The sequence below is a fragment of the Klebsiella sp. C283 genome, assembly GCF_048822555.1.
Taxonomy (GTDB): domain Bacteria; phylum Pseudomonadota; class Gammaproteobacteria; order Enterobacterales; family Enterobacteriaceae; genus Klebsiella; species Klebsiella quasipneumoniae.
This window is the reverse complement of the sequence record NZ_JBMEZS010000011.1, coordinates 99996-122007: the sequence shown is the minus strand read 5'-3', so window position 1 is coordinate 122007 and position 22012 is coordinate 99996. Positions and strand designations below refer to the sequence as shown.

17 protein-coding genes are annotated in these 22012 nt (G+C 62.4%); 5 read left to right on the top strand and 12 right to left on the bottom strand.

The annotated features are described in order from the left end of the window. Positions 1-121: 121 nt before the first annotated feature. Positions 122-1510 carry a NarK family nitrate/nitrite MFS transporter gene (locus tag ACOI7Z_RS21330; RefSeq protein ID WP_023290135.1) on the bottom strand — a complete coding sequence of 463 codons (1389 nt, stop codon included), beginning with the start codon at positions 1508-1510 and terminating at the stop codon, positions 122-124. A 311-nt stretch (positions 1511-1821) separates the two neighbouring features. Here ACOI7Z_RS21330 and narX point away from each other — a divergent pair, with 311 nt between their 5' ends. Together narX and narL are read left to right on the top strand one after the other, a co-directional pair. Beyond that, on the top strand, positions 1822-3600 hold the full coding sequence (gene narX, locus ACOI7Z_RS21325; protein ID WP_032428899.1) for a nitrate/nitrite two-component system sensor histidine kinase NarX: 1779 nt from the start codon (positions 1822-1824) through the stop codon (positions 3598-3600). 10 nt (positions 3601-3610) lie between these two features. Further along, positions 3611-4261 carry a two-component system response regulator NarL gene (gene narL / locus ACOI7Z_RS21320; RefSeq protein ID WP_002910198.1) on the top strand — a complete coding sequence of 217 codons (651 nt, stop codon included), beginning with the start codon at positions 3611-3613 and terminating at the stop codon, positions 4259-4261. Here narL and ACOI7Z_RS21315 read toward each other — a convergent pair. The 7 genes from ACOI7Z_RS21315 to nasR all read right to left on the bottom strand — a co-directional run bounded on the left by ACOI7Z_RS21315 (position 4258) and on the right by nasR (position 16844). Then, the gene (locus tag ACOI7Z_RS21315; protein WP_032453282.1) at positions 4258-5640 is read right to left on the bottom strand and encodes a YchO/YchP family invasin; all 1383 of its coding nucleotides are present in this window, start codon (positions 5638-5640) and stop codon (positions 4258-4260) included. The two genes, narL and ACOI7Z_RS21315, sit on opposite strands and share 4 nt — an antisense overlap. A gap of 153 nt (positions 5641-5793) precedes the next feature. Further along, positions 5794-8400, bottom strand: coding sequence for a nitrate reductase (locus tag ACOI7Z_RS21310; RefSeq protein ID WP_087848649.1), 2607 nt, complete (start codon positions 8398-8400; stop codon positions 5794-5796). Then, the gene (gene nirB / locus ACOI7Z_RS21305; protein WP_087848648.1) at positions 8400-12467 is read right to left on the bottom strand and encodes a nitrite reductase large subunit NirB; all 4068 of its coding nucleotides are present in this window, start codon (positions 12465-12467) and stop codon (positions 8400-8402) included. Before nirB ends, ACOI7Z_RS21310 begins: the two co-directional genes overlap by 1 nt. A gap of 10 nt (positions 12468-12477) precedes the next feature. Continuing rightward, positions 12478-13266, bottom strand: a complete 789-nt coding sequence (locus ACOI7Z_RS21300; protein WP_087848647.1) for an ABC transporter ATP-binding protein — start codon at positions 13264-13266, stop codon at positions 12478-12480. A 9-nt stretch (positions 13267-13275) separates the two neighbouring features. Further along, positions 13276-14160 (bottom strand): nitrate ABC transporter permease, encoded by an 885-nt coding sequence (ntrB, locus tag ACOI7Z_RS21295; protein WP_087775644.1) that lies wholly within the window; start codon positions 14158-14160, stop codon positions 13276-13278. A gap of 1 nt (position 14161) precedes the next feature. Continuing rightward, complete coding sequence (locus ACOI7Z_RS21290) at positions 14162-15418, bottom strand: CmpA/NrtA family ABC transporter substrate-binding protein (protein WP_032453296.1); 1257 nt, start codon at positions 15416-15418, stop codon at positions 14162-14164. Positions 15419-15662: 244 nt separating this feature from the next. Next, positions 15663-16844: a nitrate regulatory protein NasR gene (nasR, locus tag ACOI7Z_RS21285; RefSeq protein ID WP_044523872.1), complete on the bottom strand. Its 1182-nt coding sequence runs from the start codon at positions 16842-16844 to the stop codon at positions 15663-15665. Between the two features lie 68 nt (positions 16845-16912). On the opposite strand from nasR, the gene ACOI7Z_RS21280 reads away from it, so the two are divergent. Next, positions 16913-17266 carry a DsrE/DsrF/TusD sulfur relay family protein gene (locus tag ACOI7Z_RS21280; RefSeq protein WP_002910380.1) on the top strand — a complete coding sequence of 118 codons (354 nt, stop codon included), beginning with the start codon at positions 16913-16915 and terminating at the stop codon, positions 17264-17266. A gap of 238 nt (positions 17267-17504) precedes the next feature. Further along, a complete protein-coding gene (locus ACOI7Z_RS21275) occupies positions 17505-17747 on the top strand; it encodes a DUF1883 domain-containing protein (RefSeq protein WP_002910387.1) in 243 nt (80 codons plus the stop codon). A 56-nt stretch (positions 17748-17803) separates the two neighbouring features. On the opposite strand, the gene ACOI7Z_RS21270 is transcribed toward ACOI7Z_RS21275, so the two are convergent. Both ACOI7Z_RS21270 and chaB read right to left on the bottom strand, forming a co-directional pair. Further along, the gene (locus tag ACOI7Z_RS21270) at positions 17804-18484 is read right to left on the bottom strand and encodes a gamma-glutamylcyclotransferase (RefSeq protein WP_023290144.1); all 681 of its coding nucleotides are present in this window, start codon (positions 18482-18484) and stop codon (positions 17804-17806) included. A gap of 136 nt (positions 18485-18620) precedes the next feature. Then, positions 18621-18851 (bottom strand): putative cation transport regulator ChaB, encoded by a 231-nt coding sequence (gene chaB / locus ACOI7Z_RS21265; RefSeq protein ID WP_023290145.1) that lies wholly within the window; start codon positions 18849-18851, stop codon positions 18621-18623. 263 nt (positions 18852-19114) lie between these two features. Between chaB and chaA the strand changes: the two genes are divergently transcribed. Further along, entirely contained in the window at positions 19115-20215 is a 1101-nt protein-coding gene (gene chaA / locus ACOI7Z_RS21260) for a sodium-potassium/proton antiporter ChaA (RefSeq protein ID WP_065881264.1), read from the top strand. Positions 20216-20302: 87 nt separating this feature from the next. Here chaA and kdsA read toward each other — a convergent pair whose 3' ends face one another. Further along, the gene (gene kdsA / locus ACOI7Z_RS21255) at positions 20303-21157 is read right to left on the bottom strand and encodes a 3-deoxy-8-phosphooctulonate synthase (RefSeq protein WP_002910393.1); all 855 of its coding nucleotides are present in this window, start codon (positions 21155-21157) and stop codon (positions 20303-20305) included. Between the two features lie 39 nt (positions 21158-21196). Further along, positions 21197-22009 (bottom strand): invasion regulator SirB1, encoded by an 813-nt coding sequence (gene sirB1, locus ACOI7Z_RS21250; RefSeq protein WP_017899847.1) that lies wholly within the window; start codon positions 22007-22009, stop codon positions 21197-21199. Positions 22010-22012 lie beyond the last annotated feature (3 nt).

Below are 22012 nucleotides of genomic sequence, written 5' to 3'. Positions count from 1 at the left end.
CCCGGCTCAGTGGCCAATACGCATACAATCACCCCTTAGTATGTTGTAACTAAATAGGCCGGTAAAAAAAGGCGCCTCCTCCGGGAGTACGCCTTTACGAAGCAACATCGACGATAGCGAATTACTGACGCTTACGGCCGTATACCGCCCAGGTGATGATCACGCAGGCGATATAGAAGATCAGGAAGACTTTCATCGCGCCGGCCGGCGAGCCGGTCAGATCCAGCGAGATACCGAACGCCTTCGGAATAAAGAAGCCGCCGATGGCGCCAATAGCGGAGATAAAGCCCAGCGCCGCCGCGGTATCGGTCGCCGCCTCGCGCATCGCCTGGGCTTCGCTGCCGCCCTGGGCCTTCACCCGGTCCATGGTCAGCTTACGGAAGATCACGGAGATCATCTGGAAGGTGGAAGCGCTCCCCAGCCCGGCGGTCAGGAACAGCACCATAAACACCGCGAAGAAGGCGATGAAGTTACCGCCCTGGCCGTTGGTCGGCAGGGTCAGGAACAGCAGCGCACAGAAGACAGCCATCACCACAAAGTTGACCAGCGTCACGCGGGTACCGCCGAGACGGTCGGAGATCGCCCCGCCCATCGAACGCGCCAGCGCGCCAATAAACGGACCGAAGAAGGCGTAGTGCAGGATCTGCACGTCCGGGAACTGGGTCTTTGACAGCATGGCGAAACCGGCGGAGAAACCGATAAAGGAGCCGAAGGTCGCCAGATAGAGCAGCGCCATGATCCACAGGTGCAGGCGTTTGAGCACCGGCAGCTGTTCGCTCAGCGAGGCTTTAGAAGCGGACAGGTCGTTCATAAAGAACCACGCCGCCAGGGTGAAAATAATCAGGAAAGGTACCCAGATCCACGCGGCGTTTTCCAGATACAGCATTGAGCCGTCCGGCTGCTCGCTGCCGGTCCCGCCAAAAATGGCAAACACCGAGACCGACACCACCAGCGGCGCGACCAGCTGCATCACGCTGACGCCCATATTACCAAGGCCGCCGTTGACGCCCAGCGCCCCGCCCTGCTTCGCTTTCGGGAAGAAGAAGCTGATATTGGCCATACTGGAGGCGAAGTTGGCCCCGGCGAAGCCGCACAGCAGAGAGATGATCACGAAGACGCTAAACGGCGTGGAGGTATCCTGGACCGCAAAGCCCAGCCACACGCACGGCACAATCATGATCCCGGTACTGAACGCCGTCCAGCGGCGGCCGCCGAACAGCGGTACCATGAAAGCGTAAGGCACGCGCAACAAAGCGCCTGACAGCGCCGGCAGCGCGGTCAGCATAAACAGCTGATCGGTCGTAAACTGAAAGCCCACTTTGTTGAGGTTAACGGCAACGGCGCTGAACAACATCCACACGCAGAACGCCAGTAACAGACAGGGAACGGAGATCCATAAATTGCGGCTCGCCACATGGTGGCCGCGCTGTTGCCAGAATTCAGGATCTTCAGGCCGCCAGTCGGTAATGACCGAGCGGTTAGCCTTCTCCGGGAGGGAAGATTGACTCATAGATACCTCTGATTATTCATTTTTCCTGCCGCTACCTTAGGGGTTGCCCCGGGCGGTAAGTTGATATAAATCAAAGGAAAAGCGCGCGCTAATTTGTGCGAAAATAAACCATGCTCCGAAGTGAGTAGAGAATGGTGGGAAAAAAAGTGTGGTTTTTCACACGGCTGCCGGGATGCGTCTAACCCCTCTCCCAACGGCGCCTACCACCGACAATTAAGGAGTAACTCTTTGTGGGTATGGGTATACTCCAGGGGATAGCCGAGAATAAGCGCCACTCCCGGGGACACGACCGGTCAGGAGCCACGCATTCCATGTTAAAACGTCTTTTTACCCCGCTGACGCTGGTCAATCAACTGGCGTTGATCGTCCTGCTTGCCACCCTTACTGGCGTCGCCGGTATGGCGATCTCCGCGCGCCTGGTCAACGGCGTGCAGGGCAGCGCGCACGCCATTAACAAAGCCGGGTCATTACGCATGCAGAGCTACCGGCTGCTGGCGGCGATCCCGCTGAATGAACACGACCAAAAGCTGGTCGATGATATGACCGCCACCGTCTTCAGTCCGGAGCTGCAAAACTCCGCCCGCCGCGACGGGCAGGAGCGCCAGCTGCAGGCCCTGCAGCAGTACTGGCAGCTGGCGCTGGCTCCCGGCATGCAGCGCGCGGTCAACCAGGCGGAGGTCGCCCAGGATGTCGCCGACTTTGTCGATCGTATCGACCAGCTGGTCACCGCATTCGACCATACCACCGAGCAGCGTATCGAACGGGTGGTCTGGATCCATCGCCTCCTCGCCATCGGCATGGCGCTGCTGCTGATCTTCACCATCATCTGGCTACGCGCCCGCCTGCTGCGGCCATGGAAACAGCTGCTGAGCATGGCGCGAGCGGTGAGCCAGCGTGATTTCACCCAGCGGGCGCACATCAGCGGACGCAACGAAATGGCGACCCTCGGCATGGCGCTAAATAACATGTCGGAAGAGCTGGCGGAAAGCTACGCCGTGCTCGAGCGCCGGGTGCAGGAGAAGACCGCCGGGCTGGAACAGAAGAACGAGATCCTCGCTTTCTTATGGCAGGCCAACCGCCGGCTGCACGCCAACGCCCCGCTCTGTGAACGCATTTCGCCGGTGCTGAACGGCCTGCAGGGTCTGACGCTGCTGCGCGATATCGAGGTGCGGGTCTACGATCTGGAAGATGAAGACAACCATCAGGAGTTTACCTGCCACTCGGATAATGAGTGTGACGACATGGGCTGCTACCTCTGCCCACGCAACCTGCCGCCGCTGCCGGATGGCGGAACGACGCTGAAGTGGCGGCTGTCGGATGCGCATAATCAGTACGGCATCCTGCTGGCGACGCTGCCGGTTGGCCGTCATCTCAGCCACGATCAGCAGCAGCTGGTGGATACTGTGGTTGAACAACTGACCAGCACCCTGGCGCTGGACCGCCATCAGGAGAAACAGCAGCAGCTGATCGTTATGGAAGAGCGGGCCACTATCGCCCGCGAGCTGCATGATTCCATCGCCCAGTCGCTATCCTGTATGAAGATGCAGGTCAGCTGCCTGCAGATGCAGGGCGACGCCTTGCCGGCGGAGAGCCGTCAGCTGCTGGGGCAGATACGTAACGAGCTGAATACCTCCTGGGCCCAGCTGCGTGAGCTGTTGACCACCTTCCGCCTGCAGCTGACCGAGCCGGGCCTGCGCCCGGCGCTGGAGGCCAGCTGTCAGGAGTACAGCGCCCACTTCGGCTTTACGGTGCAGCTTGATTATCAGCTCCCGCCGCGCTTTGTGCCGTCGCATCAGGCCATTCACCTGCTGCAGATCGCCCGCGAAGCGTTAAGCAATGCCCTGAAGCATGCCAGCGCGACCCAAGTCACCGTGACGGTGTCACAACGCGATAATCAGGTCCGTCTGGTGGTGGCGGATAACGGCCGCGGCGTGCCGGACCACGCAGAGCGGAGTAACCATTACGGTTTAATCATTATGCGGGATCGCGCGCAAAGTCTGCGCGGCGACTGTCAGGTTCGGCGCCGGGAAACCGGCGGGACCGAAGTGATCGTCACGTTTATCCCGGAAAAAACGTTTTCTATCCAATAAGGAGACCCCCATGAGTCAACAGGAACGGGCAACCATCCTTCTCATTGACGACCATCCGATGCTGCGCACCGGCGTGAAACAACTGATCAGCATGGCGCCGGACATCCAGGTGATTGGCGAAGCCAGCAATGGCGCGCAAGGTATCGAGCTGGCGGAGTCGCTGGATCCGGACCTGATCCTGCTGGACCTCAATATGCCGGGCATGAACGGTCTGGAGACGCTGGACAAACTGCGTGAGAAATCGCTGTCTGGCCGGGTGGTGGTCTTCAGCGTCTCTAACCATGAAGAGGACGTTGTTACCGCCCTCAAGCGCGGCGCCGATGGCTATCTGCTGAAAGACATGGAGCCGGAAGATCTGCTGAAAGCGCTGCAGCAGGCCGCCGCCGGCGAGATGGTATTAAGCGAAGCGTTAACCCCGGTGCTGGCCGCCAGCCTGCGCGCCAACCGCGCCACCTCCGATCGCGACATCAGCCAGCTGACCCCGCGCGAGCGCGACATCCTCAAGCTGATCGCCCAGGGGCTGCCGAACAAAATGATCGCCCGCCGGCTGGATATCACCGAAAGCACCGTCAAAGTGCACGTCAAGCACATGCTGAAGAAAATGAAGCTCAAATCCCGGGTGGAAGCCGCGGTATGGGTCCACCAGGAGCGAATTTTTTAAGGCGAGTCCGTCCACGAGACGCCAGGCGCGGTGAACTTGATCAGCGGCTCGGTCAGCGTCAGGACGATCTCATTGGAGGAGACGCGCTGCCCCTGTTTATCCTCTACCACCACCGACAGGCGCCAGCGGTTCGCGGCGCCCGGTTCACTGTTCCACACCGGCATAATCACGCTCCAGCCATCGGGGCTGCTGGCATCCACCGGCGGCGTCAGGCTGAGCGCCTGGGTGTCGCCCTGCCAGTGCAGCGACTTGATGCCGTGCAGACTATGGATCTGCAGCTTCAGCTGCACCGTCTCCCCGGACTGTAGATCCCAGGGCGGCGTGGCCAGGTAGACCGTCAGATTTTTGCGCTGCCGATACTCCACCACCGGCAGATTATCCCGCTCCGGGCTGTCGAAGCGGCTGCCGCGCAGTGAGTTGCTGAACGCCACCTCGTCCGCCGCCAGCTGCTGCTTGAGCGGCACGCCAAAGCGGTAGTTGAGCTTCAGGCCAACGTTGTTCTGGCTGACGCCATTTTCCCCTTGCTTATGCTTGGCGGTCACGGTGACCAGCGGGACCGGGGTATAATTGAGCCCGACGGAGACGGCCACCGGGTTATGGTAGCCTGTGCCGGTGTGAAACAGATCGACGCTGTCGCCGAAGTACTGTTCGACGCTGACGCTGGTGTTGATGTGCTCATAAAACGGCAGCCGCGCCTGGGCGGTAACGTCATACCCCGCGGCCATCCGCTGCTCCTGAGTTTGATTCTCCCGCAGCTGCCAGTCGCCCAGCGGATGATAGTAGTTCGCCGACAGGCGGAGATATTCCCCCCACGCCTCGGCGCCGACGCTGCCGCGGGCCAGGCTTTCGCTCAGCACCTTGTCATAAAACGAGTTATAGCCCAGCAGCCAGCCGCCGACCCGCCAGCGCTGGCCAAGCCCAATATTGCCCACCAGATCGTTCTCGCGCCGGGTTACCGAATACTGGTTCCACGTCAGGTAGCGATCGTTATCCTGCAATGGCACGAACCAGCTCCCTTTACTGCCGGTGAACTTCCCCTCTTTATCGACCAGCAGGTCGACATTGGCGTTGCCCCACGGCGAGAGCCAGCTCTCCAGCTGGTGGCTCACTTCATTGCCGAGTTTGTTGATGGCGAACATCTGCGCCTGCTCGCCCGCCGTCAGTCCGTTATCGCTCATGCTGGCCTCGCCGAATTTCTTCGCCACTTCGGCAAAGTGTCTGGCGTCGTCATCGACCTGCGGGGCGATCCCCAAATCGGGCAAGGGATCTTCTCCCTGGGGCGTAAGAGCGGTGTCGCTGGCGGTCAGCGCCCAGACAGGAGCGCCCGGCAGCAGCAGGAGAAAGATCAGGGATGGCAGCAAACGGTACGACACAGGCATCAACAGGTTTTGCGCGGGCTCGCAGAAAAAATTGGAAGATAGTTTTAGTTTATCGTCTTTTCCCTTCTCCCGCAGCCCTGCGGACAATTCCAGGAATATGCTGAAACCGGTTGGGCAAATAGTCGCCCAACCACAGAAGGTGCCGCCGCGCCGTTACGCCCCGGCGCGGGCCGGTTGCGCCGTCAGCAGCGCGTTGAGCTCCGGCACGCAGGAGCCGCAGTTGGTCCCGCACTTAAGCCTGGCGCCCAAAGCCCCAACGCTGGCGCAGCCGCTGGCGATGGCCTCGCCGATCGCCCGCTCCCCCACCCCAAAACAGCTGCAGACGATCCGCCCCGGCGGCGCGGCGGCGGCGTCCGGTCGGCCGCTGAGCAACGCATGGCGCCGGGCGGCGTCGGACGGCGGCGCGGCGAAGGCGGCGCTTATCCCTGCGCTATCCACCGCCGGCTCGCGCGCATCGCTCCACCAGCCCAGCATCAGCCTCCCCTGATGCCACGCCAGCAGGTTCCACACCGCGCCGCCGTCTGCTATCTGCAGCTGCCAGCCGCGCTGCGCGCACCAGACGCTGAGCCACTGTCGGGCTGACGCCTCCCCGGCCAGCGAGTAGTGCAATACGCCCGCCGCCGCCCGCCGCCGCCAGTGCCAGGCCGCAGGAAACGGCAGCGGTTCGCGACAAAACAGTTCGCTATGCCAGGCAGGCTGCCAGGGGGCGATGGCCACCGCCGCCTGTTTACTCTCCGGCTGGGCGGAATGCGGGTCCGTGACGGCGGCCAGCAGATTATTCACCCGCCCCTGGCGGGCGAACTGATTGTTCCAGTGCATTGGGACAAACAGCGAGCCGGGGCGCTGGCCTTCGCTGATCGCCACTTTCGCCACCATCACCCCATGGCGCGACCAGATCCGCGCCAGCCCGCCGGCGACAAGCTGGTAGCGAACGGCGTCCTGCGGCGCCACCTCCACCACCGGCTCCGCGATATGCTGCATCAGCCGCGGCACGGCGCCGGTGCGGGTCATGGTGTGCCACTGATCGCGGATCCGCCCGCTGTTGAGGATCAGCGGATAAAAGACATCGGTTGCCGCCCGGGTCGGCTGAGGCGTCACTGGCACCATCCGCAGCCTGCCATCGCTATGCCAGCCGCGCGTGACATCCCAGGCGGCGCGGCGGCGGCTGACCGGCCAGCGTACCGGCGCCATAGCGTCCCATGCCTCGCGGCTGAGATCCGCCAACGCGCCGATATCAAACGCCCGCTGGCCGTCGTTTTCGAAACCGGACAGCGCCGCATGCTCGCGGAAGACGTCATGCGGATGCTGCCAGGTAAACGCCTCGCGATACCCCAGCGCCTGCCCCACTCTGGCGATGATCCACCAGTCCGCTTTCGCCTCCCCCGGCGGCGGCAGGAAGCTACGCTGACGGGAGATGCGCCGCTCCGAGTTGGTGACCGTGCCATTTTTCTCGCCCCAGGCCAGCGCAGGAAAGCGAATGTGGGCGAATTGTCCGGTATCCGTCTCAGCGGCGACATCCGAGACGATCACCAGCGGACAGCCGGCCAGCGCCTGGCTCACCGCGTGGCTGTCGGGGAGCGACACCACCGGGTTGGTGCCCATGATCCACACCGCTTTCACCTCGCCGCGGCCGATGGCGGCAAACAGCTCCACGGCGGTCAGCCCCGGGGTCTGCGCCAGCCGCTCGGTTCCCCAAAAGCGGGCCAGCCGCTGCAGATCGTCTGGCACAAAATCCATGTGCGCCGCCAGCATCGTCGCCAACCCGCCGACTTCGCGCCCGCCCATGGCGTTGGGTTGACCGGTCAGCGAAAAGGGGCCGCAGCCGCGGCGGCCATACTTTCCGCTGGCCAGATGGACGTTGATGATGGCATTACATTTGTCGCTGCCGCTGGCTGACTGGTTAATTCCCATGGTGTAGAGGGTGATGGCCCGCGGGGCGGCGATAAAATCGCGATAGAAACCCGCCACCTCATCGGCGGGCAGGCCGCAAAAAGCCGCCACTTTCGCCACGTCCCAGCCGCGGGCGGCGGCCAGCGCCTGCGGGCCGTCGCGAAAACCGTCGACGCAGGCCCCGGCCTGCGCCAGGGCGTTAAGCAACCCCACGAACAGCCCGCCGTCGCTTCCCGGCGCCAGCGCCAGATGGCGATCGGCGATTTCGCAGGTGGCGGTGCGCCGGGGGTCTATCGCCACGATCTGTAGCCGGGGATTATCCCGCTTCGCCTGCGCCAGACGCTGGTACAGCACCGGGTGCGCCCAGGCGGCGTTCGAGCCGACCAGCACCACCAGATCGCTGTTTTCCACATCCTCATAGCTACAGGGCACCACGTCGGCGCCAAAGGCCCGCTTGTAGCCGGTCACCGCCGAAGACATGCACAGCCGCGAATTGGTATCGATGTTCGCCGCGCCGATAAATCCCTTCATCAGCTTGTTGGCGGCATAGTAATCCTCCGTCAACAGCTGGCCGGAGGCGTAGAAGGCCACCGCCTGCGGACCGTGCTGGTCGATAACCTGTTGCAGGCGGGAAGCGGTCTCCGCCAGCGCCTGAGACCAGGCCACCGGCTGGCCGTCCACCTCCGGCGCCAGCAGCCGCCCCGCCAGGCCCGTGGTCTCCCCTAGTGCCGCCCCTTTGACGCACAGGCGGCCGAGGTTGGCCGGGTGCTGTTCGTCGCCGCGCACGCTCACCTGACCCGCGTCATCCACGCTCGCCAGCACGCCGCAGCCTACGCCGCAGTAGGGACAGGTCGTTCGGATGGTCTTCATCAGGAGGCCTCCGCTCGCGCCAGCAGCTGCTGGCTGCCCACCCACACTTTGCCGTTTTCCACTTTCACCGGCCAGGCGCGCACTGCCTGTTCACCGCCGTCGCACGGCCAGCCGTCGCGCAGGCGAATCCGCTGTTTGTACAGCGGGGAGATCACCACCGGTTCCCCGCCGACGTCCCCTAACAGCCCCCGCGACAACACGTTGGCCGCGCTGCCCGGCTCGCGGTTGTCCAGGGCATACACCCGATCGCCAAAGCGGAACAGGGCGATCTGCCGCTCCCCTAACCGGGCGCCGATCCCCGCCTGCGCCGGGATGGCGTCAAGGTCGCAAATCGCCTGCCACGGCCGGGATGGGAGTTCGCCTTCGGGCAACGCTTCAGCAGGCAACGGCTGCGGCTGACCGCGCAGATCGTGGCGCTGCACCGCCTCGTCGGGCTGGTCGCTGTTCACGAAGGAGCGGAACAGCGCCAGGCGCTGGGGATCGTTGAGCGTGGTCTGCCACTCGCACTGGTAGCTGTCGACGATGCGGGCCATCTCCTGTTCCAGCTCCTCGCCAATGCCGAGGCTGTCCTCCATCACCACCTGCCGCAGGTAGGCCACGCCGCCCTCCAGGTTGTCCATCCAGGTGCTGGTCCGCTGCAGGCGATCGGCGGTGCGGATATAGAACATCAGCAGACGATCGATGCTGCGGATCAGCGTCGCTTCGTCGAGGTCGCTGGCAAACAGGTCGGCGTGACGCGGCTTCATTCCGCCGTTGCCGCAGACGTAGAGATTCCAGCCTTTGTCGGTGGCAATCACCCCGATGTCTTTGCCCTGGGCTTCAGCGCATTCGCGGGTGCAGCCGGAGACCGCCATCTTGATTTTGTGCGGGGCGCGCAGCCCTTTATAGCGATGCTCGAGCCGCACCGCGAGCCCGGTGGAGTCCTGCACGCCGTAGCGACACCAGGTTGCGCCGACGCAGGACTTCACCGTGCGCAGCGACTTGCCATAGGCGTGGCCGGTTTCAAACCCGGCGTCGGCCAGCTCGCGCCAGATCGCCGGCAGCTGTTCCAGCCGCGCGCCAAACAGGTCGATGCGCTGGCCGCCGGTCACTTTGCTGTAGAGCTGGTAACGTTTGGCGATCTGCCCGATGGCGATCAGCCCGTCCGGCGTCACTTCCCCCGCCGCCATCCGCGGCACCACCGAATAGGTGCCGTCCTTCTGAATGTTGGCGAAATAGCGGTCGTTGGTATCCTGCAGCGGCAGGTGCGCCGGCTTCAGCAGGTATTCGTTCCAGCAGGAGGCCAGCACCGAGGCCACCAGCGGTTTACAAACCTCGCAGCCGTGCCCCTGGCCGTAGCGGCTAATCAGCTGCTCGAAGGTATGGATATGGTTGACCCGCACCAGATGGTAGATCTCCTGACGCGACCACGGGAAATGCTCGCAGACGTCTTTTTTCACTTCGACGCCCTGCGCCGCCAGCTGGTGCTCCATCACCTGTTTCACCAGCGCGCTGCAGCCGCCGCAGCCGGTGGCCGCTCTGGTGCAGCTTTTTATCGCCGCCATATCCCCCGCGCCATTGTTCACCGCCTGGCAGATATCGCCTTTGCTGACGCTATGGCAGGAGCAGATCGGCGCGCTGTCGGGCAGCGCCGCCACCCCCAGCGCCTTCGGCGCGGCCCCCTCCAGCGCCGGCAGGATCAGGCTCTCCGGACGCGGCGGCAGCGCCATGCCGTTCAGCATCATCTGCAGCAGCGTGGCGTAGTCGCTGGCGTCCCCCACCAACACGCCGCCAAGCAGGGCTTTGCCGTCCTGACTGACGACGATTTTTTTGTAAACCTGCTGCGGACCGTCGGTCCATTGATAGCTCTGGCAGCCCGGCGTGCGCCCCTGCGCATCGCCAAACGAGGCTACGTCAACCCCCAGCAGCTTCAGTTTGGTGCTCATGTCGGCGCCGCTAAAGCAGGCGTCCTCTCCTGCGAGGGTGGCCGCGGCGATCCGCGCCATCTGATAACCCGGCGCCACCAGGCCGTAAATTTTATTATCCCACAGGGCGCATTCGCCTATCGCCAGCACGTCCGGGTCAGTGGTGCGGCACTGGCCGTCGATGCCAATCCCCCCGCGCTCGCCAACCTGCAGGGCGCAGCCACGGGCCAGCGCGTCCTGCGGGCGGATCCCTGCCGAGAAGACCACCATGTCGGCCGCCAGCGTGCCGCCGTCGGCAAAGTTCAGCCGCAGGCCATCGGCCTCGCGCACGATGGCGGTGGTGGCTTTGCTGGTATGCACCCCCACGCCGAGGGCGACGATCTTCTCCCGCAGCATCGCCGCCCCGCCGTTATCCAACTGGACGGCCATCAGGTTCGGGGCAAACTCCACCACGTGCGTCTCCAGCCCCAGCTGTTTCAGGGCGTTGGCGGCCTCCAGCCCGAGCAGGCCGCCCCCGATCACCACCCCGGTCTTCGCCGCGGCGGCATGGGCGGCGATACGGTCGAGATCGTCAAGGGTGCGATAGACAAAGCACCCGTCGAGATCGTTGCCAGGGATCGGCGGAACAAAGGGATAGGAGCCGGTCGCCAGCACCAGTTTATCCCAGTGAGTTTCATGCCCCTCGGCGTCCCGCACCAGCCGCGCGTCGCGGTCGATCGTCGCCACCGCCTTGCCGAGGCGGAGTTCGATGCCGTGCTGGTGAAAGAAATCATCGGCCACCAGCGACAGCGATTCGGCGCTGCGTCCGGCGAAATATTCGGAGAGATGCACCCGGTCGTAGGCGGCGTAACGCTCTTCGCCAAACACCACGATACGATATTGCTGATGCAGGTTGCGGCTCACGCATTGTTCGAGAAAATGGTGGCCGACCATGCCATGTCCCACCAGCACTAATACAGGTTTCGTCATCGTCATTATTCCTGCAGCCTGCGGCTGCGTTGAAGAAGGGTCAAAAAGCCAGTCCGCGGTGGCGGGCTCGTCGCTTTCCAGGCGCGCGGTGAGCGCGGCGGCGGCGGTACAGTCGCCCATCAGCAGCACGCCGTGCAGGCGGCCGTCGCGCAGCAGCAGGCGACGATAGTGCCGGTCGATGGGATCCCAGCTGGTATAGATGTCATCCTGTTCGCCGGCCTGCTGTTCGCCGACGCTAAAGAGTTCAATGCCGGTGACCTTCAGGCGGGTCCCGGCGTCCTGCCAGACAAAGCCCGCGCCGGGGGCGCCGCACAGGCGATCCGCCAGCACCTCGGCCTGGCGCAGGCAGGGAGCCACCAGCCCCCAGGTCTGGCCGTCAATTTCGCAACACTCGCCAATGGCGCTGATCCCCGGCAGCGAGGCGGCCATCTGGCGGTCAACCACGATCCCCTGCTGGCACAGCACGCCGGACTGCGCCGCCAGACGGCTGTTGGGCTGCACGCCGGTCGCCAGCACCACTCGGGCGGCGCGGAATACCCGCCCGTCCGCCAGCCGCACGCCGTCGGCGTCGATGGCGGCGATCCGGCACTCCAGCACGCAGCGAATACCGCGCGCTTCAAGCTGCTGCCTGAGCTCATCGGCGGCAAAGGCGTCGATCAGCGGCGCCATTAAGCCGCTGCCGCGATGCAGGAGTGTGACCTCTCCGCCGCGGCGACGCAGCGCCGCCGCCGCTTCCACGCCCAGAACCCCACCGCCAATCACCACCGCCGGGCCGGGTATCGCCAGAATACGTTCCACGTCCGCCAAGGTGCGGAAGGGCATAACCTGCGGACGATCAATGCCCGGCAGCGGCGGGATAAAGGGCCGCGAGCCGGTGGCGAAAACCAGCTCGTCCCACGGCAGCCAGGCGTCAGCGATGCGCAGCCGCCGTTGCGCAACATCCACTTCATCCACCGCCTCGCCAGACCGCAGACACACCCCGTGCCGGGTGTACCACTCCGCCGGCAGCAACGGGATCTGTGAGGCCGTTTTTTCGCCAGCCAGCAGCGGCGAGAGCTGGATGCGGTTATAGGCCGGGTGCGGCTCGTCGCCGACGACGGTAATGGCAAACCGCGCAGGGTCGCGCTCAACCAGCCGCTGCACCAGCCGGGTGGCCGCCATGCCGTTACCGATCACCACCAGTCGCCGCGTCATGACCGCCTCCTTATGCCGCTTTCGGCTGTTTTTCATACAGGAAATGGAGGATCTGCTGGCGCAGATGGTGGTACCGGCTGTCGTCCGCCAGCTGAACGCGATGGCGCGGACGCGGCAGATCGACCGCGAGGATCTCGCCGACCGTCGCCGCCGGGCCGTTGGTCATCATCAGCACCCTGTCGGAAAGCAGCACCGCTTCATCAACGTCGTGGGTGATCATGACGATGGTGGTATTGAGCTCCTGCTGGATATGCATCACCGTGTCCTGGAGGTGAGCGCGGGTCAGCGCGTCCAGGGCGCCGAAGGGCTCATCAAGCAGCAGCACTTTCGGCTTCATCGCCAGCGCCCGGGCGATACCCACCCGCTGCTTCATGCCGCCGGAGATCTCCCCGGGCCGTTTATGCAGCGCATGACTCATCTGCACGCGAGCGAGGTTGTGTTCAATCCACTCCCGACGCTCATGCTTGCTCATGATGCGACGGAACACCTGATCCACCGCCAGCGCCACATTGTCGAAACAGCTCAGCCACGGCAGCAGCGAGTGGTTCTGGAAAACCACCGCCCGCTCCGGCCCGGGCCCGGCGATTTCCCGGTTATCGCACAGCAGTCCGCCCTCGGTAGGGGTCGTGATCCCGGCGATCAGATTCAGCAGGGTCGATTTTCCGCACCCCGAGTGGCCGATCAGGCTAATGGTCTCCCCTTCGACGATATCGAAGGAGACATTCTGTAGCGCCAGAAACTCGCCGCTGGCGGTGTTGAAGCGCTGGCTGACGGCCTGCACCTGAATTAATGGTTTCATATTGGCTCCTTATTTGTCCTGCCAGCTAAAGCGGCGGGCGAGCAGCATCAGGCCCTGCTCCAGCAGCAGGCCGACGACGCCGATAATGACGATGGCGATGATGATGTTTTCCACATTGAGGTTGTTCCACTCGTTCCAGATCCAGAAGCCGATCCCCAGCCCGCCGGTGAGCATTTCCGCCGCCACGATCACCAGCCAGGCGATGCCGATGGAGAGGCGCACGCCGGTGAGCACCGCCGGCAGCACCGCCGGAAAGAGAATTTTGCGCATCACCGTCCACTCTGAGAGCTGGAGGACGCGGGCGACGTTGAGATAGTCCTGCGGGATCCGCCGCACGCCTTCCGCGGTGTTGATCACCATCGGCCAGATGGAGCAGATAAAAATGGTCCAGCTGGAGGCTGGCTCCGCCTTCTGGAACAGCAGCAGGCCAATCGGCAGCCAGGCCAGCGGGCTGACCGGGCGCAGCAGAGCAATCAGCGGATTAAACATGCGGGCGAAGAACAGCGAGCGGCCGATCAAAAACCCCAGCGGAATGCCCGCCAGCGCCGCCAGGCCGAAGCCCACCGCCACGCGCTGCAGGGAGGCCAGCACGTTCCAGCCGATCCCCATGTCATTCGGCCCGTCCTGATAGAACGGATCGGCGAACAGCGTCAGCGCCGAGTCCAGCGTGCTCAACGGGGTGGGAAAGCCTTTGCTGTGCATCGCCGCCAGCTGCCAGGCCAGCAGCAGCACCCCCAGCCCCAGCAGCGGGGGCAGCAGGCGTTGGGTGAGCTCACGCAGCCAGCGCGTGACGGTCGGCGTGGTGCGCCGGACCTGCACCGGCGGCAGGATAATGACTTCGCCAGGCGCGTTCTCCGCGCTGACGACCGGTTGCTTACGTTGTGCCTGCTTCATCTCATGCCCCCTTACGTTGAATAGCGAAATGGCGGGCGTAGCCTTCCGGGTCAGACCCGTTCCAGACCGTACCGTCCATCAGTGTGCTGCTGCGCATCGTGGCCGCCGGTGTGCTGATCCCGCCGACCGCCTGGGCGGCCGCCTGCCAGACGTCGATGCGGTTAAGACGCGACGCCACGGCGAGGTAATCCGGAGCCTGCTTCAGCAGCCCCCAGCGACGAAACTGGGTGAGGAACCACATCCCGTCCGACAGCCAGGGAAAGCTCACCTCTCCCTCGGCGTAAAAACGCATCGGATGGGCATCCTGCCAGCGGCGGCCGAGGCCGTTGTCATACTCCCCAAGCATCCGGCCGGTGAGGTACTGCTCTTTGGTATTGAGCCAGCCGCGTCTGGCGAGCAGGCGGGCCGTCTCCCGGGTGTTCTCCGCCGAGGCGGCGATCCAGCGCTGCGCCTCCATCAGGGCCGCCACCAGCGCGCGGGCGGTGTTCGGGTGGCGTTCCACCCAGTCGCGACGGGCGCCCAGCACCTTTTCCGGATGCTCAGGCCAGATATCCTGGGAAGTGGCCGCGGTGAAGCCGATACGGTCGTTAATGGCGCGGGCGTTCCACGGCTCGCCGACGCAAAAGCCGCTCATATTGCCGATGCGCATGTTCATCACCATCTGCGGCGGCGGCACCACGACGGTGCGCACATCGTTAAAGGGATCGATGCCGGCGCTCGCCAGCCAGTAGTAAAGCCACATGGCATGGGTGCCGGTGGGAAAGGTATGGGCGAAGGTGTAGCTGCCCGGCGCGCTGCGGTCGATCAGCCGCTTCAGTCCGCCGAGGTCGGTCACCCCTTTCTCCTGCAGCTCGCTGGAGAGGGTGATGGCCTGACCATTGCGGTTGAGGGTCATCAGATTAGCCATCGCCTGCGGCTTGCTGGCGATCCCCAGTTCAAGACCGTACAGCAGGCCATAGAGAATATGCGCCGCGTCCAGTTCACCGGCCACCAGCTTATCGCGCACCGCCGCCCAGCTGGCCTCCTTACTCGGCGCCAGGGTAATGCCATATTTTTTGTCAAACCCCTTCGCCGCGGCGATGGCCAGCGGCGCACAGTCGGTCAGCGGAATAAACCCTACCCGCACGGTGGTTTGCTCCGGTCTGTCCGAGCCGCCGGCCCATGCGGCCTGCATCACGCCCGGCAGCAGCATCGCGCCGCCCAGCGCGGCCCCTGCCTGCAGCAAGCGCCGCCGTGAAATTGAAAACTTATCGCTCATATCCGCTCCACACGCGCAAAAAAAAAGCGCCCGACAGTGCATATGCACTGCAGGACGCCTTTATCCACGGACACCCGAACCGCCATTGGTTCGTCGCCCGGACTTTTATTCACTCACTAATGCTAATGCAAAGGGGATGCCAGCTTTGGCTATGGCGCGCTGGCGGGCTTTTCCTTTCGCTCTGGTCGGTTTGTCAGGCAAAAGTGCACCGCCGACAGGCAGCGAATGCCCATCGATTGTGCATCTACTCCTTTGGGGTTAATGGCCAGATCGCCTTCACCATCAGCAGCGCGCGGGCTATCTCAACCATCCGCTGATTCTTGTCCATGGCCATCTTGCGCAGCGTCTGCCAGGCCTGCTCCTCCGGCATCCCCTGATGAGTCATCAGCAGGCTTTTCGCTTTTTCGATCAGCTTGCGTTCCTCGAGCGCGTCTTTCAGCGAAGCCAGCTGGCTGGAGAGCTGCTGCAGCTCATAGGCCTGCTGGCGCACCAGCGGCAGCAGCTGTTTATCCAGCCGCGGCGTCACGCTGTCGCTCTCCTCCCCGGCCAGCCAGCCAGGCGCGTCGTCTTCTAACAGCGCGTCGGTGGCGTCCAGCAGATCGTCGATCAGTTGCTCTTCCACTTCGCGCAGTTGCTCAAGCCGCTGGGTTTGCAGGCCGAACCAGCGCAGCGCCGTTTCCCCGCCGTCCGCCGCCGGCTGGCGGGTGCAGGCGATCCGCCGCAGTTGCTCGATGTCCAGACCGGCCTGGCACTCGGTCGTAAACAGCTGGACCGTCGCCGGACTGCCCAGCGCCTGGAAGCTGTCAAAGCAGGGCTGCTGACCGTCAATACGGTCCACCAGCTGCTGGCGCAGGCTGTCGCTGAACTCGCCGCGGGTAAAGCCCAATGCTCCCAGCGCGCGCTCCTGGCCCACCAGCTCTTTTCCCTGCATAAAGCTGTACAGGGCGACCATACGCCCGGCTACCGACGGGTCGTCAATGCTGTCATTGAGCTGCGGGACGATATTCAGCAGATGGCGGATAATACGGCTGAACTGCTCCGTCGCAGCTTCAGCGGCGACCTGCCGGCGGCTGACCTGCTCACGCAGCGCCGGGAGCTGCGCCAGATCGCCGACCGCCCGGGCGATGCGCCAGCACAGCGCGCTGCCGGCGACCGCGCGCGCCCGTTCGAGGGCGGCATAGAACAAGGCCAGCCGCTCATCAACCAGCGCCCCACCCGCCCGACACTCCGCCGCGTACAGCTGACCGCCCGAGCAAAGAAAAATATTCGACGCCCCGCGCTCGCACTGCAGCATATGCACCAGCGCGCTGAGCTGACTTGCCAGCTCGCCCAGCCGGGCAAGTTGCTGAAGCTGTTGTTTTTGCAGGCGGCGCGCCAGCTGCAGCCAGGCCGTCGCCTCGTCCGCGTGACCAGTCGTATTATTCATACCCCTCCTCCGGGTTAACGCTTTATACTGCGGTAAAGCAATAACCGTGCCTTTAAGAAGGAGTTTGTATGCAACGTATTGTGATTATCGCCAACGGCGCCGCCTACGGCAGTGAATCCCTGTTCAATAGCCTGCGTCTGGCCATTGCCCTGCGCGAACAGCAGTCCGACCTCGATCTCAAGCTGTTTTTGATGTCCGACGCCGTCACCGCCGGGCTGCGCGGGCAGAAGCCGGCGGAAGGGTATAATGTGCAGCAGATGCTGGAGATCCTCACCGCCCAGCAGGTTCCCGTGAAGCTGTGCAAGACCTGCGCGGACGGCCGCGGGGTCAGCGCACTGCCGCTGGTTGATGGGGTGGAGGTTGGCACTCTCGTTGAGCTGGCCCAGTGGACCCTGGCGGCAGATAAAGTGCTGACCTTCTAAATCTGCGCCGCAGAACGGCAGGAAATATCAGGTTTCGCCGCCTGAAGAGGTAAAAAAAACGTTAGCTGAATGCTTTCAGGAACAACGTCATTTTTGTTTAATCTTTATCCCTTTTTTTGATCAAAATCAGCATCCCGACCCGCGCCGTTTGGTGTGATGCACAGAGCAAAGTGTGAACAATATCACGCGAGGACTGGGTGGGCAGGATGCTGTAGCGGGACAGAGACGGGGTACAAAAATGGCGATGGTAAAAGCAAGTTTGACGTTGTTTGGCGGTGACACGCTGGTGGTGCGGTGCTCAGAGCGCTGCCATATTCATCTGATGAGCGCGAAGGTTCCTGGCGACAGCCATGCGGATATTCTGAGCGTGCAGGATCGGGACAGCGCCTATCTGACGGTGCCCTACAGCGGCACCTGGAACGTGCTTATCGACAGTCACAGCCAGTCACTGGAGCACTCCATCAGCTACGTTCCGGCCTGACAGTCACTGCCTTAACACACGCCCGGCCATGCCGGGCGTTTTTCTTTTCCGCGCGCTCAGGCCAGGCCCGGCGTCGGGCTGTCGCCCAACAGCGCGCGGACGCTGGCCACCAGATCATCAAGACTGGCGTCGTGCATCCCGAGCTTACTCAACGCCTGTTCCAGCGAAAACAGGTACTGAGCGTTGGTGCCGAGCGGCCCGCTGGCCCGGGCGATCAGCGGAGCAATGACCTGGGCGCTGGTATCCGGCTCAAACAGCGGATGACGCGGATCCATAATAAACACCAGCGCATTTACCGTCCGCCCGTCGTCCAGCTCCAGCTTGCACCAGGTCGGCAGATAGCAGCCGGTAATCATCTCCCGTTTCCACAGCAGCGTCAGCTCTTCTTCCAGCGTGTCGTCCGGCAGACGATAAGCGACGCCGGTGGTTCGACCGCCCTCTTTCAGGGCCAGCATACGTCCCGGCTGGCAGGCGCTCCCGCGCCCGGCGGTCAACCGCAGGCAAAACGCGCGGTGCCAGCCCGGCAGCGTGCCAGTGCAGGACTCGCGATAATTGAGCGCCGGGTTCCAGATAAGCGAACCGTAGCCAAAGATCCATACTGAGCCATCATCCGGGCGGCAGGCCAGCGTCGCCGCCAGCGAGGCTGCGCGTTGTTCTGCCGACCAGAGTAGCGATTCCTCAATAGCGCCAAACGCTGTCTTACAATCCGCATTCATCAAGAAATCACGAGTTAACACTGTTTACTACCTCCGCCACTGCCCGCTTCCCGGCGTTCGTCTCATGCATCCGTCAATATTGCTGAAATATTATCCAGCTTTATCTTTCAATAAGCAATCAGCGGGGCGCTGGCAAGCATAAAAGCGGCGTCAGCAATTATTTTTTCTTATGCCACTTATCGTCATCGCCTTTCTCGTAGCTGTTCTTCACCGCCGCCCAGGCGACTTTGTGCGCCGTCTCTTCACGGCTGGCGTCATCGCGCCGCTCGTCTTTATCTTTATATTGATCCCAGGCGCTGTTAAACGCTTCTTTATAAATTTCCTGTGCATGGGCAGGCAGAACATGCTGAACGCTGTCGGGGAGCTCTTGTTTACTGTTATAGGGCATAATGACCTCCTGTTTGAGCATAAAATTTAAGTCTGGAACGCAGGCGGCAGGCTATCAAGCCGAGGATGAGTTAAAAATGAATTTTAGTAATTATCTGAATAGTAAGTATAAAAATAGCGTAATCGCAAATTATAATAAACTAATCAAGATATCTCTCGATACCCGTAAACTTAAGTAAAAATACAGCAGAAATTTAGCAAAATCTGTTACTTTATCGCCCTGCGTTTTTATAATTATAACACCTGCATAAATGGAGATGGTTCATGACCCATGCACATGAGGCGGTAAAAACCCGCCATAAGGAGTCTTCCCTCGTCTTTCCGGTGCTGGCGCTGGCGGTGCTGTTTTTCTGGGGCAGCAGCCAGTCACTGCCAGTGGTTATCGCGATTAATATCCTCGCGCTGGTCGGTATTTTAAGCAGCGCCTTCAGCGTGGTCCGCCACGCCGACGTCCTAGCCCACCGCCTGGGCGAACCCTACGGCTCCCTGATTCTCAGCCTGTCGGTGGTTATCCTTGAGGTCAGTCTGATCTCCGCGTTGATGGCCACCGGCGACGCCGCGCCGACCCTGATGCGTGATACGCTCTACTCCATCATTATGATCGTCACCGGCGGTCTGGTCGGTTTCTCCCTGCTGCTGGGCGGGCGTAAATTCGCCACCCAATATATGAATCTGTTCGGCATTAAGCAGTATCTTATCGCCCTGTTTCCGCTGGCGATTATCGTGCTGGTGTTTCCCATGGCGCTGCCGGGCGCGAACTTCAGCACCGGGCAATCGCTGCTGGTGGCGGTGATTTCGGCGGCCATGTACGGCGTTTTCCTGCTTATTCAGACCAAAACCCATCAGAGTCTGTTTGTGTATGAGCATGAAGACGACGGCGATGATGACGACCCGCACCACGGTAAACCGTCCGCCCACAGCAGCGGGTGGCATACCGCCTGGCTGCTGGTGCACCTGGTGGCGGTGATCGCCGTCACTAAAATGAACGCCAACCCGTTGGAAACGCTGTTGACCAGCATGGATGCCCCGGTGGCCTTCACCGGCTTCCTCGTGGCCTTGCTGATCCTGTCGCCGGAAGGCCTTGGCGCGCTCAAAGCGGTGCTCAACAATCAGGTACAGCGGGCGATGAACCTGTTCTTCGGCTCCGTGCTGGCCACCATCTCGCTGACGGTCCCGGTGGTCACCCTCATCGCCTTCCTGACCGGCAATGAGCTGCGCTTTGGCCTTGGCGCGCCGGAGATGGTGGTGATGGTCGCTTCGCTGGTGCTGTGTCATATCTCCTTCTCCACCGGACGCACCAATGTGCTGAACGGCGCGGCCCATCTGGCGCTGTTCGCCGCCTACCTGATGACCATTTTCGCCTGACCCCGCTTGCCCGTCCGGCGGAGTCCGGGCGAAAAAAAAGCCTGCCGGTTTTGACGCCGGCAGGCTTTTTCAGTGATGCGGTCAGGCTTACTTGCTGGTATCCAGCTCGTCGAAGCTTTTCACCAGATCGTCAATCGCTTTCATCTGCTTGAGGAACGGCTCCAGTTTATCCAGCGGCAGCGCGGACGGGCCGTCGCATTTCGCGTGGTCCGGATCCGGATGCGCTTCGATAAACAGACCGGCGATACCCACCGCCATACCAGCGCGGGCCAGCTCGCTCACCTGCGCGCGGCGACCGCCGGAGGCAGCGCCAAACGGGTCGCGGCACTGCAGCGCGTGGGTGACGTCGAAAATAACCGGCGAGTTGTTGGAGGCTTTCTTCATCACGCCGAAGCCGAGCATATCCACCACCAGGTTGTCGTAACCGAAGTTCGCGCCGCGGTCGCAGAGGATCACTTTGTCGTTACCACCTTCGATGAATTTATCGACGATGTTACCCATCTGGCCCGGGCTGACGAACTGCGGTTTCTTGACGTTGATCACCGCTCCGGTTTTGGCCATCGCTTCCACCAGGTCAGTCTGGCGCGCGAGGAAGGCGGGAAGCTGGATCACGTCCACGACGTCAGCCACCGGCTGCGCCTGGCTGGCTTCATGAACGTCGGTGATGATTTTCACGCCAAAGGTCTGCTTCAGCTCCTGGAAAATCTTCATCCCTTCTTCCAGACCCGGCCCACGATAGGAGTGAATGGAGGAACGGTTGGCTTTATCAAAGGAGGCTTTGAAGACGTAGGGGATGCCAAGCTTCTGCGTAACGGTGACGTAATGTTCGCAGATGCGCATCGCCAGATCGCGTGACTCCAGCACGTTCATCCCGCCGAACAGCACGAACGGCAGGTCGTTCGCTACGTTGATATCACCAATGCTAACCACTTTTTGTTTCATAAATTCGCCTTATCAGGGTGTAACCGGAATGGTTCCAGACTAATGCAATGTAATTTGTTTGTGCGAAATCGTGTTGATTTGTGCGCGGATCATCTCGCTGATCGGATCCTCCGGACACTGTTCGACAAAATAGCTCAGGTCCAGCAGCGCCACGTGATCGCAATCCAGCTGGGCGTATATCAGCCCGCGGTCGCGGATCTCATACGGATCTTCCGGGTTAAACTGCAGCAGCGCTTCGCTGGCGCGCAGGGCCAGCTCCATCTGCCGCTCTTCCATCAGCGCCGACTTCAGGGTGTCCAGCAACTTGCGGATCACCTCGGCGTTATCCGCTTCGTCGAGATCTTCATTAAACAGTTCCGCCACCGGCCCGATGTTGCCCTTCAGCCATACCTCCAGGGTATGTTCGTCGAGGGTTTCGCCGTTGAACGGATTAATCAGCCACATCTCTTCGCTGGTTTCCGGGTCCGCGCGCAGCAGCATCTGGGTCGGGAAGATCACCGGCACTACCGGCAGCCCCAGACGCTGGGCGATCCACAGCAGGATCGCGCCTAATGACACCGCGCTTCCCTGGCGGTTGACCAGCACTTTATCGAGCCATAGCGCGTCGGATAGACGATAAACGCCCTGCGAGGCGCCAAAGCCCCACTCCTCGTAAAACAGCGCCAGCAGGCGTTCTATCTGGCGTTCCTGGTCCCACGAAGGCGCAATCTCCTCCTGCGCGAGGCGCAGCAGCCGCTGCAGCTCTTCCTCGACAAAACGCGTCGGAAAATCGTCGCGGACCTGTTCAGAAATGAGGACCATGCCATCACACAATGGCGCTTTGTTAAATTCGAAATCCGCTAATGACCCCATGAC